Below are 14,940 nucleotides of genomic sequence, written 5' to 3'. Positions count from 1 at the left end.
CGAAGTCACATGACCGACAACTGACACCGACTGGCACCGACCGGGATCGAGGGGGCTGCGCATGGGTGACTCAGAGGTGCGGATCGACGGGAACACCCTGCGGCTGCCGGGTGGTGCGACCGTCCGGTTCATCCGTACTCTCCGGCTTCCGGAGACCGGCACGCACGCGCTGCCGCCGGGGCTCGGCGAGTTCCCGGTCCGCCGGGTCGCCGACTACGCCGACACGGTGCCGGAGGCCTGGCGGGCGCGCGGTGGGGTGCTGCTGCCGGTGTATCTGCGCGAGGCGATGTGGCTGAGCTTCGGGGGCACGACCCGGCCCGCCGCGTTGCAGGTGGGCGTGGGCAAGGTGTGCGCGGTGTCGGGCGAGCCGTGGAGCGACCGGCTGTCCCGGAAGCCGCAGAACTACGTGGTGCTGCCGCGTCAGCCGTGGCTCGACGGCATCAACTCCGGCAAGGGCACGGTCCGCCAGTTCGTGGCGGTGCCGCTCGGGCTGGGTGCGACCGTCGAGGGGCAGGTCACGGGCGAGGAGGTGTGGGGCGGCGTACAGCTCCAGTCGTTCTCGCTGACCGACGCGGAACTGGAGAAGTGGCGGGAGGAGGAGCGGCGCCGGGCGGAGCAGGCCCGGGCGACGATGGCGTCGACCGGGGGGTACGGCGGGGCCCTGCCCATGGCGCCGGCGGCGATGTCCGCCCCGGCGGCCCCCGGCGGCGCGGCGGGGCCGCGGCGGTCGGGGGCGGCCATGGGTCTGGGCGTCGGCGGATCGATGCGCCAGGAGGTCTACCGGGACGACCGGCCGCTCACCGCGTGGTCGGAGCGGCCCGCGGGACACGTGTTCGTGCATCTGGTGACCCCGCCCGAGTGGCGCCGCATCACCGGCGAGGCCCCGCCCCCGTCGCCGGTGGACCGCGCGGCGTACACCCGGGCCGGCCTGCCCTGGTTCGACTACTTCGACCAGGACGCCGAGGACCTCGCCCCCACGGACCCCTTGGCCGCCGTACAGCCGGTCGGCGACTGGCTCGGCGACGACCACGAGCCGTGGCAGGCGCCCTCGCCCGGGCAGGTGAAGCCACTGACGGGGAAGCCGGTGGAGGACGGCGACTGGTAAGCCGTCCCGCATTGCAGCATGCGCAACGCGCATTGCTTCTCTTGCGCGCGACGGGCGATCCGCGTCAGAGTTGCCGGGTGACGGCTGAGGCGACCGAGACCCGGGGTGCAGGTATGAGCGGTGGTACGGAACCGGCGCGGGGCGAGCGCCGCGGGTGGAGCAGGCGCCGGTTCGTGGGTGCGGCGGCGGGGACGGCCGCGACGGCGTCCGTCCCCGCCCGCGCGATGACGGCCGCCCCGGTGGATCCCGCCGCCGCGCCGGACCCGCCCGCACCCTCGCCGACGCCCGCGTCCGAGCCCGCGCCCTCCGCGCCGCCCGCGTCGGCCGGTCCTCGCTCCCTCCTTCTCGGCACATACACCTCCGTCGAGGGCGGCGGCACCGGCATCGGTCTCGCGACCTACGATCCGGTCTCGGGCCGTGTCACCGGCGCGGGATCCCGCACGGGCGTGGCCGACCCGTCCTACCTCGCCACGCACCCGGACGGCCGCACCGTGTACGCGGTGAACGAGCGCCAGGACGGCGGCGTGACCGCGATCCGGCGCGACGGCGAGGGCGGCGGCCACGAGGTGCTCGGCACGCGCGGGACCGGTGGGGCGGCGCCGTGCCATCTGTCGGTTCATCCGAGCGGGCGCTGGCTGCTCAGCGCCAACTACGGCTCCGGCAGTGTGGCGGTGCATCCCATCGACGCCTCGGGTGCGCTCGGCGAGCGCACCGACCTGGTCACGCACTCCAGTCCGGCACCGGGCCCGGGTCAACAGGGCCCGCACGCGCACCAGTTCGTCACCAGCCCGGACGGCGGCCATGTGCTCGCGGTCGATCTGGGCACGGACACGGTCTACACCTACCGCCTGGACCTCGGGCGCGGCACGCTCACCGAGGTCTCGCGTGCCCGGACCCGCCCGGGCGCCGGCCCCCGCCATCTCACCTTCCACCCCGGCGGCCGGTACGCGTATCTCGCCAACGAGGTGGACAACACGGTCGCCGTCTGTGCGTACTCCCCGGCCACCGGGCGCCTGGACATCGGGGAGGCCCAGTCCACGGGGACGGGAACGGGCACGAGTTACCCGGCCCAGTTCGTGGTGTCCCCGGACGGCCGGTACGCGTATCTGGCGAACCGTGGGCACAACAGCCTGACGCGGTACGCCGTGGAGGCGGGCGGTGCCCGTCTCCGGCTCCTCGACACGGTTCCGGTCGGGGGCGACTTCCCGCGCCACATCGCCCTCGCGCCGGGCGGGAACCTGCTGTTCGCGGCGAACCAGCGGTCGAGTACGGTCAGCGTCTTCCACGTCGACCGCGCGAGCGGTGAACTGCGGCTCGCGGGCGAGCCGTTCGCGTCACCCGTCGTCGTCTGCGCGCTGCCGCTGTAGCGCGCGGGGGCAGATGGCGGCACTGGCCCGGGTGAGCAGGACGTGCATGCGCTCGGTGAGCTGGGAGACCGAGTCGGCGGGCTGGTGGAACGTCAGCCGTACGTCACCGTGGGTGCGGACCCGCTCGATGCGCAGGGTGAGTCCGTGCCGGTCGACGGCGAGCGGCCGGACGCCGACGGCGCCGTGCAGGCTGTCCGGCTCGACCAGACGGGTGAGGCGCTCGACGGCGTCACCGTGGCAGTCGGCGAGATGGGTCAGCAGCTCGGCCTCGGCGGTGGCCAGCGGGTCGGGCGCGGCGTCGGCGAACTCGGCGAGGTCGACGACGACGGCACCGGACGTCTGGCGCAGGACCACGCGGGTCGGGCGGAACGTGAGCCGCTCGTCCTCGGCGCTGAACCAGCCGGCCATCCACAGCCGGGCGCGGATCCGGTTGCGTACGGGGACGGGCGAGACGTCGACGAACTCCAGTACGGCCGACGGCTCACCGCGCGCCGCGCAGACCGCGGCGGCGAGCAGGGCGCTGTCGGCCGGCACGTCGAGGACCACCCGGCCGTCCTCGCCGACGGTGTGCGCGCCGACGAACTCCTCGCGCCCGCCGTCCGCGGTCACCGCGCACGACCACGCGGCGGCAAGCACCGAGCGCGCGCGCTGCGCCGCGGCGGGCGCGGCCGTCCAGGTCTGACTGTCACCCATCCCGAATCTCCTTAGGTAAGCCTTGCCTAACCTATCGAAATTCCGGCCGCGCGCCAACCAACTCCGCCGATCCCGTGCGATTTCCGTACCGAAGGCCGCCCCACCTCAGGGCGCGAGGGTGCCGAGCAGCGACCGCGCGCACAGGTCCCGCACCTGCTGCCGGGACAGGTCCGAACCACGCAGCCACTCCAGGCACACGGCGGTGGTGAACGCCAGCCAGCCGCGGACGGCGAGGCGCAGTTCGGGCCGCTCCTCGGCCATCCGCCCGAACTCCGGGTCGGCAGCGAGCGCCGCGAGGATCTGGCGCTCCTGTGCGGCCAGCGCCCGCCGATAGACCTTCCGTACGGCCTGGTCGCCGGACGCGTCGGCACGATGGAACGCGCGATAGCCGTGCGCGTGCTCCTCGACATAGGCGAGGAAGGCGTCGAGGTTCGCGTCCAGCTGCTCACGTGCGGGAACGCCCGGCACGGCCGCCGTCATCCGCAGCATGCGCTCGCTCTCGCGCTCCACGACCGCCGCGAAGAAGTCCCGCTTGTTCGGGAAGTAGTGGTAGAGCAGTCCGCGCGAGACCCCGGCGATCTCGGCGACCTGCTCGATCCACACCTCGTCGTACGGACTCTCCGAGAACAGCCTCGCGCCGACGGACAGGAGCTGCTCCCGGCGTTCGCCGGTGCTCAACCGCCGACGTGTGCGCTCCCCGCCCCTCGCAGCCATGGCCGCACTTTACTTGACGTGGATTCAACAGCGGGATCAGACTGACTCCGCTATTGAATCGACGTACAACAGGATCAACACGCCCCTGTATCAAGGGAGATGGCGTCATGACCGAGACGGCGACCCGGACAGCCGCGTCCAGGGGATTTCGCAGTGCCGAGCTGGACTGGCCGGAGCTGCACCGCGTTCCCCGTCCGCCGCACCGGATTCCGCTGCTCGGCGACCTGGTCGGGGTCGGTCCCCGTACGCCCGTCCAGGACTCGATGCGCATCGGTCGGCAGCTCGGGCCGATCTTCCGGCGCAGGGCGTTCGGCAAGGAGATCGTGTTCGTGTGGGGCGCGGATCTCACCGGCGATCTCGCGGACGAGACCCGCTTCGCCAAACACGTGGGCCTCGGGGTGGCCAACCTCCGCCCGGTCGCCGGGGACGGACTGTTCACGGCGTACAACGACGAGCCCAACTGGCAGCTGGCGCACGACGTACTCGCCCCCGGTTTCAGTCGAGAGGCGATGGCCGGCTACCACCCGATGATGCTGGCCGTGGCCGGGCAGCTCACGGACCACTGGGACCGGGAACTGGCCTCGGGCCGTGCGGTGGACGTGCCCGGAGACATGACGAAGCTGACCCTGGAGACCATCGCGCGCACCGGTTTCGGACACGACTTCGGCTCCTTCGAACGGGCCCGCCCGCACCCTTTCGTGACGGCGATGGTGGGCGCCCTGAACCACGCGCAGTATCTCAACATCGTCCCCGCGCCCCTCGCCCCGCTGCTGCTGCGCCGGGCCACACGGCGCAACGAGGCGGCCGTGGCGTACCTGAACCGCACCGTCGACGAGCTCGTACGGGCCCGCCGGGAGTCGGACGGCGGGGGTGGCGCCGCCGGCGACCTGCTCGACCGCATGCTCGACACCACCCACCCGGAGACCGGTGAGCGCCTCGCGCCCGAGAACGTGCGCCGACAGGTCCTCACCTTCCTCATCGCCGGCCACGAGACGACGTCCGGCGCGCTCTCCTTCGCCCTGCACTACCTCTCCCGGCACCCGGAGATAGCCGCCCGCGCCCGCGCCGAGGTGGACCGCGTCTGGGGCGGGGCGGAGGTCCCCGGCTACGACCAGATCGCCAAGCTGCGGTATGTGCGCCGGGTGCTCGACGAGTCGCTGCGGCTGTGGCCGACGGCGCCCGGTTTCGCCCGCGAGGCCCGCCACGACACGGTGCTCGGCGGTGAGCATCCGATGCGCGAGGGTGCCTGGACGCTGGTCCTGGCACCACTGCTGCACCGCGACCCGACGGTCTGGGGCACCGACGCGAACCGTTTCGACCCGGACCGTTTCGACGCGGCGGCCGTGCGCGCCCGCCCCGCCCACGCGTTCAAGCCCTGGGGCACCGGGGCCCGGGCGTGCATCGGCCGCCAGTTCGCCCTGCACGAGGCGACCCTGGTTCTCGGTCTGCTGTTGCGCCGCTACGACCTGAAGCCCGACCCGGACTACCGGCTGCGGGTGGCGGAACGCCTGACGGTGATGCCGGAGGGACTCCGGCTGCACCTCGAACGCCGGTCGCCGGGCGAGGAGTTGGCGGCTGTCTGACCCAGCACCTCACAGATGAATTTTCCTGCGTGTCGGGGTCTCCACATACAGAGGTAAACAACCTCCGGTACTACTGGGGCAGACCCCCTGACACGCGGGAGAGACCATGTGCACACATCAGCCTTCGTGCCCGCCCGTCGACAGTACGGACCACGATGCGGCGGTCATCGTCACGGCCCACCCCGAGCAGGGCTGGAACCTGCTCTGCAACGGCACCATCGTCTTCGACGACACGGGTGAACTCCTGCCCGACGGACGGGCGGTGGGTCCGCAGCGCGGCGGCGGCGCACTGCCCGTCGCCGCCTGAGCCACCCGGTGTCGTCACACCTCGTCGCGGGTCAGGGCCAGTAGACGGTCGAGCACCCGGGGGCCGCCCGCCCGCACCCCGTCGTGCTCGAACTCGTCCGTGACCCAGGTGCGCAGGCCCCGGACGGCGCGGGCCGTCCGGAGGGAGTGGGCGGTGTCGACGTACATGTCGTCGTGGTAGACGGCGGCCGCGACCGGCACCTCGTTGACGGCGAGCCGGGCCGGGTCGTACAGGGGTGACCAGCCCCGCTCCCCGGCCAGGTCCTCCGCGGTCTCCCGCAGCGGGCGCAGGGCGGGGTCGTTGTCGAACATCCAGGGGTGCACGGACTCGCCCGTGAACAGCACCGGGCCGTCGCCGGTCAGCGTCTTGGCGGCGTCGAACTGCGGGAACTCACCACGCACCCGCTCCGCGGCCCAGTCCGTGGGGCCCGGGTCCTGACCGTAGGTCGCCTCGTGGAGGAGCGCGTACAGCGGGTGCCCCGCGTACGACAGCAGCCCCTGGACCTCCTCCTGGAAGGAGTCGGACAGGGTGGAGCCCTGCGGGGTGCGGACGAACGCGTCCTCCAGCAGGAAGTGCAGCCGGTGGCTGCCGTCGCCGCGTCCGAGCATGATGCCCAGCGACTGGAACGCCTCGACGGTGAACCGGTAGCCGTTCGGCAGGACGAGGTCGTGCTGGAGAAGGTGCTCGGCGATCCGGCGGGCCCGCTCGACGTCCTGCGGGTAGCGGGCGTAGTGCGCGGCGACCTTGCGTTCGACGCGCGGGTAGGCGGCCCGGTAGACGTCGTCGGCGCTCGCGTCGAGGGAGGGCAGTCCGCCGGTGATGGCCACGGTGCTCAGGCCCTCGGGCGCGTTGGACAGATAGGTGACCGCGCAGAAGCCTCCGAAGCTCTGGCCGAGAACGGCCCAGGGCGCGCCGCGGGTGACCTTGCGACGGATGGCCTCGCAGTCGCGGACGATCGAGTCGGCACGGAAGTGAGCCAGATAGTCGGCCTGTTCGACGGGGCCACCGCGCAACGGGAGGGTCTGGCGGTTGGCGGGCGTGGAGGCGCCCGTCCCGCGCTGGTCCAGGAGCAGCACCCGGTATTCGCGCAGGGCCCGCTCCAGCCAGGCCTCACGGCCGACGAAACGGTTCGCCCCGAAGCCGGGGCCGCCCTGCAGATAGACCAGCCAGGGCAGTTCGGCGTCCACCTTGTCGCTCGCGACGGCCTCGCGGGCGTACAGCCCGATGGTCTCGCCCCCGGGGTCGTCGTGGTCCAGGGGGACGGTGAAACGGCGGTCGGTGAGGACCACACCGGGCTGTCGGTAGCTGGCGGACAACAGGGCTCCTTGAACGTACGAATTCCAGGCCGGTGCCCAGTCCAGCACAGATTCTTCGCCCGGCCGACCCGGTGGATCAAGAATTCCCAGGAACCTCCACCGAATCCTCCACCGAATCCGCTACTCAGTCCACTACTGAACGACGACTCAGCGAGCCGAGAGGCTGGAGCGCCGTACCACCAGCTCCGGCTGGAGTACGACCCTGCGGTGCGAGTGCTTCCTCGCGCCGGACTCCGCCTCCGTCTCGGTCTCCTCCAGGAGGAGTTCCGCGGCCAGGGCGCCCATCGTCACGGCGGGCTGGCGGACGGAGGTGAGCGGAACGGCCGCCGCCGCGGCGAACTCGATGTCGTCGTAGCCGACGATCGCGAGGTCCTCGGGGACGCTGACACCGGCCGCGTACATGGCCTGCAGGACGCCGAGGGCGAGCAGGTCGTTGGCGCAGAAGACCGCCGTCGGACGGTCGGCGAGGCCCAGGAGGCGGGCGCCCGCGTCACGGCCCGCGGCCACGTCGAGGCGTTCGGTGGGCAGCTCACGCAGAGCGGTGGGGCTGAGGCCCGCCTCGGCGAGCGCGTTCATGGCGCCCGTACGGCGGTCGCGCACCTGGTTGAAGCCGGGCGGTCCGCTGACGTACGCGATCGAGCGGTGTCCGGCGTCGACGAGATGGCGTACGGCCAGTGCGCCGCCCGCCACGTCGTCCACGGACACCGAGCACTCTGTGGTGCCCTCGGCGACCCGGTCGACCAGGACGAACGGGATGCCGTGCCGGCGGAACGAGTCGATGTTGCGGCCGGTCGCGTCCGCCGGGGTGAGCAGCACTCCGCGCACCCGCTGCTCGGCGAAGAGCGACAGGTAGTCGGCCTCCTCCCCGGCGCTCTGCGCGCTGTTGCAGACCATCACACCGAGCCCGGCGTCCCGCGCGGCCCGCTCGGCACCGCGTGCCACGTCCACGAAGAAGGGGTTGCCCATGTCGAGGACGAGCAGCCCCATGATGCGGCTGCGCCCGGCGCGCAGCTGACGGGCCGACTCGCTGCGGACATAGCCGAGGCGGTCGATCGCCGACAGCACTCGCGCGCGGGTCTCGGTGGCGACCGAGTCCGGGCGGTTGATGACGTTCGAGACCGTACCGACGGAGACTCCGGCGGCGCGTGCGACGTCCTTGATACCCACCGGCTGGGCCATCAGGCGGGGACCTCCAGGGAAACGATCGGTACCGGGCAGACCCTTACATTAGCGGCCTGCCCGGCTTTGACTAATCCGCTGATCATTCCGGTCACGAGGGCAGCCGGAAGTCAACGACATGGAGCGCCGAGGGGGTCGTACCGCTCGACTTCTCCTGGTAGAGGACGGACAGGACGTTGTCCTGGGCGATCCGCGTCTCGTCGATCACGACCTCGCCGAAGGCGTTCAGCCCGCTGCCGTCGAACAGCACCGTCCAGTCGGTGTACCCGGAGGACTTGGAGGCGCCGGCTATACGGCCGAACGGGAAGATCGCGTAGGCGTTGTCGTACCTGTCGAGGACCAGCTTGGTGCGCTGGCTGGAGTTCAGTGGCACCGGGATCTCGGTCTTCTGCCAGCTGCCCGCGGAGTTCTTGCGCAGATGGAAGGCGCGGCCGTTGGCGGTGCGGTTGGCGACGTAGTCGGTGGTGCACTGCCCGAAACGGCCGGGGACGTAGCTGATGATCGCGTGCGGCAGCCCGGACGAGTCGGTGAACTGGCTCTCCTGGTTCATCAGGGAGTGGTCCGGGTTGAGCGCGTCGACCACCAGGCCGCTGTCCGTCACGGCGACCTTGTCGGAGCCGCCGGTGGTGCCGACGAGCGTGCCCGCGTTGTTGCGCCAGGTGCGGCCCCGGTCGTCGGAGTAGACGTAACCGGTGTCGTGGTTGGTGATGCCGCCGCTGTTGCACATGACGGCGCCGTTCTGCTCGCGCCAGGTGAAGAACGAGTGCAGGCGGCCGTTCCTGTCGTAGTCGATGCCGTGCAGGTACATGTTGCGGACCGTCGACGAACCGTGCTCGCTGGTGTACGTGCCGGTGGAGCTGGACCACTCGCCGAGGTTGGTCCAGGAGGTGCCGTCGTACTCGGCGATGGCGTTGCGGCCGTTGCCGGAGATGCCGACGCGGTAGCTGAGCTGGAGCTTGCCGTCGGGCAGCGACACGAACTGCGGATACGTGAACTGCGAGGTGAGCGCGAGTCCGTCGAGCGTCGACTGGGGTGCGCCGAAGCGGGCGGCGGTCCAGCTGAGGCCGGCCGGGTTGTCCATCAGCCCGGCCACCGACTTGACGTAGGTGAAGCCGTCGCTGTGCGAGTCCATGTTGAGGTGGAGGCGGCCGTCGGTCTTGGAGACGCCCATGGAGATCACGTTGTGCGAGTCGCTCGACTTGAGGGTGTGCCCGACCTGGACCGTCGACCAGGTGCTGCCGCCGAGGACACGGCGGCCGACGACTGCGTTCTTGTCGGCGGTGTACCAGACGGCGTACTGGTAACCCTGGTAGGTCAGCAGGGCGTTCTTCTGGAACGAGTTGTTGTTGACCAGTCCGTCGTAGGAAACGAAGAAGACGGCCTGGGAGTCGAGCGTGGTGTTGCCGGTCTGGGTGACCGAGGGGCCGGGGTCGGCGGCGCGGGCACTGCCGACGGCGAAGGCCGGGGTCACCACGGCGCCTGCGAGTGCGGCGCCGAGCAACGTACGTCTGTTCATCTCGGGGACTCCGTTGTCTTTCGAAATGAGAGGGGTGCTGCAGGGGGGTGATCAGGCGAGGTGGAACACCTCGGTGAGGGGCTTCATGGCCTCGTCGGGGCGGGCGCCGTCCAGCGATTCGAAGAACGGCGCCATCTCCGTCTGCCAACGGGCGTTGACCTCGGCGGCTTCCATGCCGGCCTGGGCGGCGGCGAAGTCCTCGGTCTCCAAGTAGCCGACCAGCAGGCCGTCTTCGCGCAGGAAGAGCGAGTAGTTGTGCCAGCCGGTGGCCGAGAGCGCGTCGAGCATCTCGGGCCACACGGCGGCGTGCCGCTCGCGGTACTCGTCGAGGCGGTCCGCCCGGACCTTCAGCAGAAAGCACACACGTTGCATCAACAGCCCCCGGGGATTGAGAGGTCGACCGGTCAGAAGTTGAACTGGTCGATGTTGTCCTTGGTGAACACGGTCGGCTTGCCGAGGCTGATCACACCGTCAGCGCCGATGGTGTACTCGCCCATGTCGCCGGCCTTGAAGGTCTCGCCCTCCTTGCCGGTGATCTGACCCGAGGCCAGCGCGACGGCGGTGTAGGCGGCCAGCGAGCCGAGCTTCGCCGGGTCCCACAGCTCGAAGCCCTCGACCGTGCCGTTCTTGACGTACTTGCGCATGTCGTTGGGGGTGCCGAGGCCGGTCAGCTTGACCTTGCCCTTGTACTTCGAGCCGGACAGGTACTGGGCGGCGGCCTTGATGCCGACGGTGGTCGGGGAGATGATCCCCTTCAGGTTCGGGTACTCCTGGAGGAGACCCTGGGTCTGCTGGAAGGACTGCTGGGCGTCGTCGTTGCCGTACGCGGTCTTGACCAGCTTGATGTCCTTGTACTTCGGGTCCGCCAGCTCCTTCTTCATGAAGTCGATCCACACGTTCTGGTTCGTCGCGGTCTGCGCGGCGGACAGGATCGCGATCTCGCCCTTGTAGCCGATCTGCTCGGCGAGCAGCTGCACCTCGGTACGGCCCAGGTCCTCGGCGCTGGCCTGCGAGACGAAGGCGTTGCGACAGTCGGTCTTGGTGTCCGAGTCGTAGGTGACGACCTTGATGCCGTTCTTCATGGCCTGCTTGAGCGCGGTGCACAGGGCGCCCGGGTCCTGCGCGGACACGGCCATCGCGTCGACCTGCTGCTGGGTGAGGGTGTTGACGTACGACACCTGCCCGGAGGTGTCGGTGGCGCTGCTGGGGCCGACCTCCTTGAAGCTGGAGCCCAGCGTCTTCAGCGCGGCCTCGCCGCCCTTGTCCGCGGAGGTGAAGTACGGGTTGTTGACCGCCTTCGGCAGGAAGCCGACGGTCAGACCCTTCTTGGTGGCCGCGTTCGGGTCGGCCTTGCCGGTCGCGGCGGCGGAGGCGCCCTCGTCCTTGACGTCGTTCTTGGTGGTACCGCCACAGGCGGTGAGCGCCAGGGCGAGCGAGGTGGCGGCGGCGAGAGCCGCGGAGGCACGGCGGACGGACGACTTGCGCATGAGGGTTCCTTCGAACAGAGGGTGAGGGTGAGGAGAGACGCCCCGTTTTCAGGGGCGCGGGGAACTGCGCGACCAGCCGCAGCGGGCCGACAGTTGACGAACGACCTTTTTACGTAAGCCGTGAGGACGCCCTGGCCAGTGACACCTGCCGAGCGACCCGAGGTCCCAGCACGGACAGCACCAGCAGGATGCCGGTGACGACGATCTGCGACTGAGCCGAAACATCCTGAAGGCTCATCACGTTCTGCAGGGCACCGAGCAGGAACACCCCGGCGATGGCGCCACCGAGCGTGCCCTTCCCCCCGTCGAAGTCGATCCCGCCGAGCAACACCGCGGCGATGACGGAGAGTTCGAGACCGGTGGCGTTGTCGTAGCGAGCGCTGGCGTAGTGCAGCGCCCAGAAGATCCCGGTGAGGGAGGCCGTGAGACCGGTCACCATGAACAGGATCAGCTTCTGCCGTCTGACCCGGATACCGGCGAAGCGGGCGGCCTCCTCACTCGCGCCGATCGCGAAGAGCGAGCGGCCGAACGGGGTGGCGTGCAGCACGACCACGGCGATCGCGAGCAGCACGAGGAAGGGGAACAGGGCGTACGGGACGAAGGTGTCGCCTATGCGTCCCGCCGCGAAGTCCAGGTACTGGGTGGGGAAGTCGGTCACCGCGTCGGAGCCGAGCACGATCTGTGCGATGCCCCGGTAGGCGGCCATGGTGCCGATGGTGACGGCGAGGGAGGGCAGCCCGAGCCGGGTGACGAGCAGTCCGTTGACCAGTCCGCAGACCACTCCGAGGAGCAGACAGATCGGGATGATCATCTCGATCGTCAGTCCCTGGTTCCACAGGGCGCCCATCACCGCGCCGGAGAGACCGGCGGTGGAGGCGACCGACAGATCGATCTCGCCGGAGACGACGAGAAGGGTCATGGGCAGGGCGACGAGCGCGATCGGGAGGGTGTTGCCGATCAGGAAGGAGAGGTTGAGCCCGTTTCCGAACCCGTCCACGAACCCGAAGGACAGCAGGAGGACCACGACGAGGAGGACTCCGACGGCCGAGTCCCACCTCTTCAAGGAGGTCAGGCGGCCGGCGCCGCGCGCGAACGACGAGTCAGCCATGGCGGGCGTTCCTCTTCTTCAGTGCGGACGCCACACGCAGGGCGACGATCCGGTCGACCGCGATGGCGAGGATGAGCAGGATGCCGTTGATGGCCATGACCCACACCGAGCTGACGCCGAGGGCGGGCAGCACGCTGTTGATGGAGGTCAGCAGCAGCGCGCCGAGCGCAGCCCCGTAGACGCTGCCGGAGCCGCCGGTGAAGACGACACCACCGACGACGACCGCGCTGACGACGGTGAGTTCGTACCCGTTGCCCGTGCTGGAGTCGACGTTGCCGAACCGCGCGAGGTAGAGCGCGCCGGCGAGTCCGGCGAGGGCGCCGCAGAAGGTGTACGCGATGAGGATCCGCTTGCGCACGGGGATGCCGGCGAGCCGGGCGGCCTCGGGGTTGGAACCGAGCGCGTACAGCTCACGGCCGCTGCCGAACTGCCTGAGGTAGTAGGCGGTGACGACGAGGACGGCGAGGGCGATCAGCGCGAGATACGGAACCGCCGAGATGCCGCCGGAGCCGAAGTCGACGAATCCGTTCGGGAGGTCGGCCGCCGTGATCTGCCGGGAGCCGACCCAGATGGAGTCGATGCCTCGGATGATGTAGAGCGTGCCGAGGGTGACGACGAGGGCGGGTACCTGGCCGAAGCTGACGAGCAGCCCGTTGAGGAGCCCGAAGCCGATGCCCAGGAGGATGGCCAGGACGATGGCCACGACGGGGTTTCCGCCGCCCTGGAGGTAGAGGCCCGCGGCGAAGGCGCTGATGCCGAGGGTGGAGCCGACCGACAGGTCGACGTTGCGGGTGATGACCACCAGCGACTGGCCGGTGGCGACCAGGACCAGGATCGTCGCGTTCAGCAGCAGGTCCTTGATGCCCTGCTCGGACAGGAACTCGCTGTTGCCGGCCTGGGTGACGGCGATCATCACCAGGAAGACGAGCAGGATGGCGAGTTCGCGCATCTTGAAGACGCGGTCGACCAGCCGGGTACTGCTGGACTTGGGCACCTCGGCTGCGGGGGCGGGGTTGGGTGCGGTCACCGTCATGCGGCGGCCCTCCCGGTGGCTGCGGCCATCACCGTTTCCTCGGTTGCTTCGGAGCGCGGGATCTCGGCGGCGAGGCGGCCCTCGTGCATCACGAGCACACGGTCGGCCATACCGAGGATCTCGGGCAGGTCGGAGGAGATCATCAGAATGGCCACGCCGTCGGCGGCCAGCTCGCTGAGCAGGCGGTGCACCTCGGCCTTCGTACCGACGTCGATGCCTCGGGTGGGCTCGTCGACGATCAGTACCCGGGGGCCGGTGGCCAGCCACTTGGCCAGGACGACCTTCTGCTGGTTGCCGCCGGACAGCGTGTTGACGGTGTCGGCGATACGGGCGTACTTCACCTGGAGCTTGACCGCCCAGTCGAGGGAGCGGCTGCGCTCGGCGCCCCGGTCCATCAGCCCGGCCCTGACGGTCGTCCGCAGGCCGGTGAGGCCGATGTTCCGCTCGATGGACATGTCCATCACCAGGCCCTGGGCGCGCCGGTCCTCGGGGACGAGGGCGAGCCCGGCGGCCATGGCCGTGGAGGGCGCTCCGTTCGTCAGGACCGTGCCGTCCACCTCGACCTCGCCGGCGTCCCAGCGGTCGATGCCGAAGACGGCCCGGGCCACCTCGGTGCGGCCGGCGCCGACGAGTCCGGCGAGGCCCACGATCTCGCCGTGCCGTACCTCGAAGGAGACGTCGGTGAAGACACCCTCGCGGGTCAGCCGGCGCACGCTGAGCGCGACCTCGCCGGCCTCGACGTCCTGCTTGGGGTAGAGCTCGTCGAGATCGCGGCCGACCATCCGGCGTACGAGGTCGTCCTCGGTCATGCCGTCCAGTGGCTCGCTGGCGATCCAGGCGCCGTCACGCAGGGTCGTCACCCGTTGGCAGATCTTGAAGATCTCCTCCAGCCGGTGCGAGATGAAGAGCACGGCGGCGCCCTGTTCGCGCAGGGTGCGGACGACGCCGAAGAGACGGGCGACCTCGCTGCCGGTGAGGGCGGCGGTCGGTTCGTCCATGATCAGGACGCGGGCGTCGAAGGAGAGGGCCTTGGCGATCTCGACGATCTGCTGGTCCGCGATGGACAGGCCGCGTGCGGGGCGGTCGGGGTCGAGTTCGACGCCGAGGCGGCTCATCAGGGCGGCGGTCGCCGCGTGGGTGGCCTTGTGGTCGATCCGGCCGAGGGCTCGCCGGGGCTGGCGGCCCATGAAGATGTTCTCGGCGATCGACAGGTCCGGGAAGAGCGTGGGCTCCTGGTAGATCACGGCGATACCCGCGTCGCGGGCGTCGCCGGGGCCGTGGAAGGCGACGGGCGCTCCGTCGAGCAGTACCTGGCCTGCGTCCGGTCGGTGCACCCCGGCGAGCGTCTTGATGAGGGTCGACTTGCCGGCGCCGTTCTCACCGGCGAGTGCGTGCACTTCGCCGGGGAACAGCTCCAGGGAGACGTCCCGCAGGGCACGCACCGCACCGAAGGACTTGGAGATGTCCTTGAGTGCCAGCACAGGGGCCGGCCCCGGGTCGGACGGGTGGGTCATGAGGGCTCCTCGACGACG

General features: G+C 70.5%; 14 protein-coding genes. 4 read left to right on the top strand and 10 right to left on the bottom strand.

The window, feature by feature from the left end; translation table 11 throughout:
* Positions 1 to 61 precede the first annotated feature (61 nt).
* Complete coding sequence (locus tag PV734_RS09915) at positions 62 to 1,105, top strand: hypothetical protein (RefSeq protein ID WP_319289273.1); 1,044 nt, start codon at positions 62 to 64, stop codon at positions 1,103 to 1,105.
* Between the two features lie 113 nt (positions 1,106 to 1,218).
* The gene (locus PV734_RS09910) at positions 1,219 to 2,472 is read left to right on the top strand and encodes a lactonase family protein (RefSeq protein ID WP_319289272.1); all 1,254 of its coding nucleotides are present in this window, start codon (positions 1,219 to 1,221) and stop codon (positions 2,470 to 2,472) included.
* On the opposite strand, the gene PV734_RS09905 is transcribed toward PV734_RS09910, so the two are convergent.
* Both PV734_RS09905 and PV734_RS09900 read right to left on the bottom strand, forming a co-directional pair.
* The gene (locus PV734_RS09905) at positions 2,440 to 3,165 is read right to left on the bottom strand and encodes a DUF2470 domain-containing protein (RefSeq protein WP_319289271.1); all 726 of its coding nucleotides are present in this window, start codon (positions 3,163 to 3,165) and stop codon (positions 2,440 to 2,442) included. The two genes, PV734_RS09910 and PV734_RS09905, sit on opposite strands and share 33 nt — an antisense overlap.
* Positions 3,166 to 3,270: 105 nt before the next feature.
* Entirely contained in the window at positions 3,271 to 3,879 is a 609-nt protein-coding gene (locus PV734_RS09900; RefSeq protein WP_319289270.1) for a TetR/AcrR family transcriptional regulator, read from the bottom strand.
* Positions 3,880 to 3,986: 107 nt separating this feature from the next.
* On the opposite strand from PV734_RS09900, the gene PV734_RS09895 reads away from it, so the two are divergent.
* Complete coding sequence (locus PV734_RS09895; protein WP_319090905.1) at positions 3,987 to 5,462, top strand: cytochrome P450; 1,476 nt, start codon at positions 3,987 to 3,989, stop codon at positions 5,460 to 5,462.
* A 106-nt stretch (positions 5,463 to 5,568) separates the two neighbouring features.
* Positions 5,569 to 5,769, top strand: coding sequence for a DUF5999 family protein (locus PV734_RS09890; protein ID WP_319090906.1), 201 nt, complete (start codon positions 5,569 to 5,571; stop codon positions 5,767 to 5,769).
* A gap of 14 nt (positions 5,770 to 5,783) precedes the next feature.
* Here PV734_RS09890 and PV734_RS09885 read toward each other — a convergent pair whose 3' ends face one another.
* From PV734_RS09885 to PV734_RS09850, 8 genes are all read right to left on the bottom strand, one after another.
* A complete protein-coding gene (locus PV734_RS09885) occupies positions 5,784 to 7,085 on the bottom strand; it encodes an alpha/beta fold hydrolase (RefSeq protein WP_319289269.1) in 1,302 nt (433 codons plus the stop codon).
* A 147-nt stretch (positions 7,086 to 7,232) separates the two neighbouring features.
* The gene (locus tag PV734_RS09880) at positions 7,233 to 8,264 is read right to left on the bottom strand and encodes a LacI family DNA-binding transcriptional regulator (protein WP_319090908.1); all 1,032 of its coding nucleotides are present in this window, start codon (positions 8,262 to 8,264) and stop codon (positions 7,233 to 7,235) included.
* Positions 8,265 to 8,355: 91 nt separating this feature from the next.
* Complete coding sequence (locus tag PV734_RS09875; RefSeq protein ID WP_319289268.1) at positions 8,356 to 9,780, bottom strand: BNR repeat-containing protein; 1,425 nt, start codon at positions 9,778 to 9,780, stop codon at positions 8,356 to 8,358.
* 51 nt (positions 9,781 to 9,831) lie between these two features.
* On the bottom strand, positions 9,832 to 10,152 hold the full coding sequence (locus PV734_RS09870) for an L-rhamnose mutarotase (protein WP_164413693.1): 321 nt from the start codon (positions 10,150 to 10,152) through the stop codon (positions 9,832 to 9,834).
* 32 nt (positions 10,153 to 10,184) lie between these two features.
* On the bottom strand, positions 10,185 to 11,267 hold the full coding sequence (gene rhaS, locus PV734_RS09865) for a rhamnose ABC transporter substrate-binding protein (RefSeq protein WP_319090910.1): 1,083 nt from the start codon (positions 11,265 to 11,267) through the stop codon (positions 10,185 to 10,187).
* A 109-nt stretch (positions 11,268 to 11,376) separates the two neighbouring features.
* Positions 11,377 to 12,375, bottom strand: a complete 999-nt coding sequence (locus PV734_RS09860; protein ID WP_319090911.1) for an ABC transporter permease — start codon at positions 12,373 to 12,375, stop codon at positions 11,377 to 11,379.
* Complete coding sequence (locus PV734_RS09855; RefSeq protein WP_319090912.1) at positions 12,368 to 13,408, bottom strand: ABC transporter permease; 1,041 nt, start codon at positions 13,406 to 13,408, stop codon at positions 12,368 to 12,370. The genes PV734_RS09860 and PV734_RS09855 overlap by 8 nt, the downstream gene beginning before the upstream one ends.
* Positions 13,405 to 14,922, bottom strand: coding sequence for a sugar ABC transporter ATP-binding protein (locus PV734_RS09850; RefSeq protein WP_319090913.1), 1,518 nt, complete (start codon positions 14,920 to 14,922; stop codon positions 13,405 to 13,407). The genes PV734_RS09855 and PV734_RS09850 overlap by 4 nt, the downstream gene beginning before the upstream one ends.
* Between the last annotated feature and the right edge of the window lie 18 nt (positions 14,923 to 14,940).

Source organism: Streptomyces sp. AK08-02 (assembly GCF_033795085.1).
GTDB classification, from domain to species: Bacteria; Actinomycetota; Actinomycetes; order Streptomycetales; family Streptomycetaceae; genus Streptomyces; species Streptomyces echiniscabiei.
This window is presented reverse-complemented; position numbering and strand designations above follow the sequence as displayed.

Bases quoted from the DNA above. Each gene is read 5' to 3' on its own strand.
- PV734_RS09915 (WP_319289273.1), top strand. From the start codon at position 62: ATGGGTGACTCAGAGGTGCGGATCGACGGGAACACCCTGCGGCTGCCG.
- PV734_RS09910 (WP_319289272.1), top strand. From the start codon at position 1,219: ATGAGCGGTGGTACGGAACCGGCGCGGGGCGAGCGCCGCGGGTGGAGC.
- PV734_RS09905 (WP_319289271.1), bottom strand. From the start codon at position 3,165: ATGGGTGACAGTCAGACCTGGACGGCCGCGCCCGCCGCGGCGCAGCGC.
- PV734_RS09900 (WP_319289270.1), bottom strand. From the start codon at position 3,879: ATGGCTGCGAGGGGCGGGGAGCGCACACGTCGGCGGTTGAGCACCGGC.
- PV734_RS09895 (WP_319090905.1), top strand. From the start codon at position 3,987: ATGACCGAGACGGCGACCCGGACAGCCGCGTCCAGGGGATTTCGCAGT.
- PV734_RS09890 (WP_319090906.1), top strand. From the start codon at position 5,569: ATGTGCACACATCAGCCTTCGTGCCCGCCCGTCGACAGTACGGACCAC.
- PV734_RS09880 (WP_319090908.1), bottom strand. From the start codon at position 8,264: ATGGCCCAGCCGGTGGGTATCAAGGACGTCGCACGCGCCGCCGGAGTC.
- PV734_RS09875 (WP_319289268.1), bottom strand. From the start codon at position 9,780: ATGAACAGACGTACGTTGCTCGGCGCCGCACTCGCAGGCGCCGTGGTG.
- PV734_RS09870 (WP_164413693.1), bottom strand. From the start codon at position 10,152: ATGCAACGTGTGTGCTTTCTGCTGAAGGTCCGGGCGGACCGCCTCGAC.
- rhaS (WP_319090910.1), bottom strand. From the start codon at position 11,267: ATGCGCAAGTCGTCCGTCCGCCGTGCCTCCGCGGCTCTCGCCGCCGCC.
- PV734_RS09860 (WP_319090911.1), bottom strand. From the start codon at position 12,375: ATGGCTGACTCGTCGTTCGCGCGCGGCGCCGGCCGCCTGACCTCCTTG.
- PV734_RS09855 (WP_319090912.1), bottom strand. From the start codon at position 13,408: ATGACGGTGACCGCACCCAACCCCGCCCCCGCAGCCGAGGTGCCCAAG.
- PV734_RS09850 (WP_319090913.1), bottom strand. From the start codon at position 14,922: ATGACCCACCCGTCCGACCCGGGGCCGGCCCCTGTGCTGGCACTCAAG.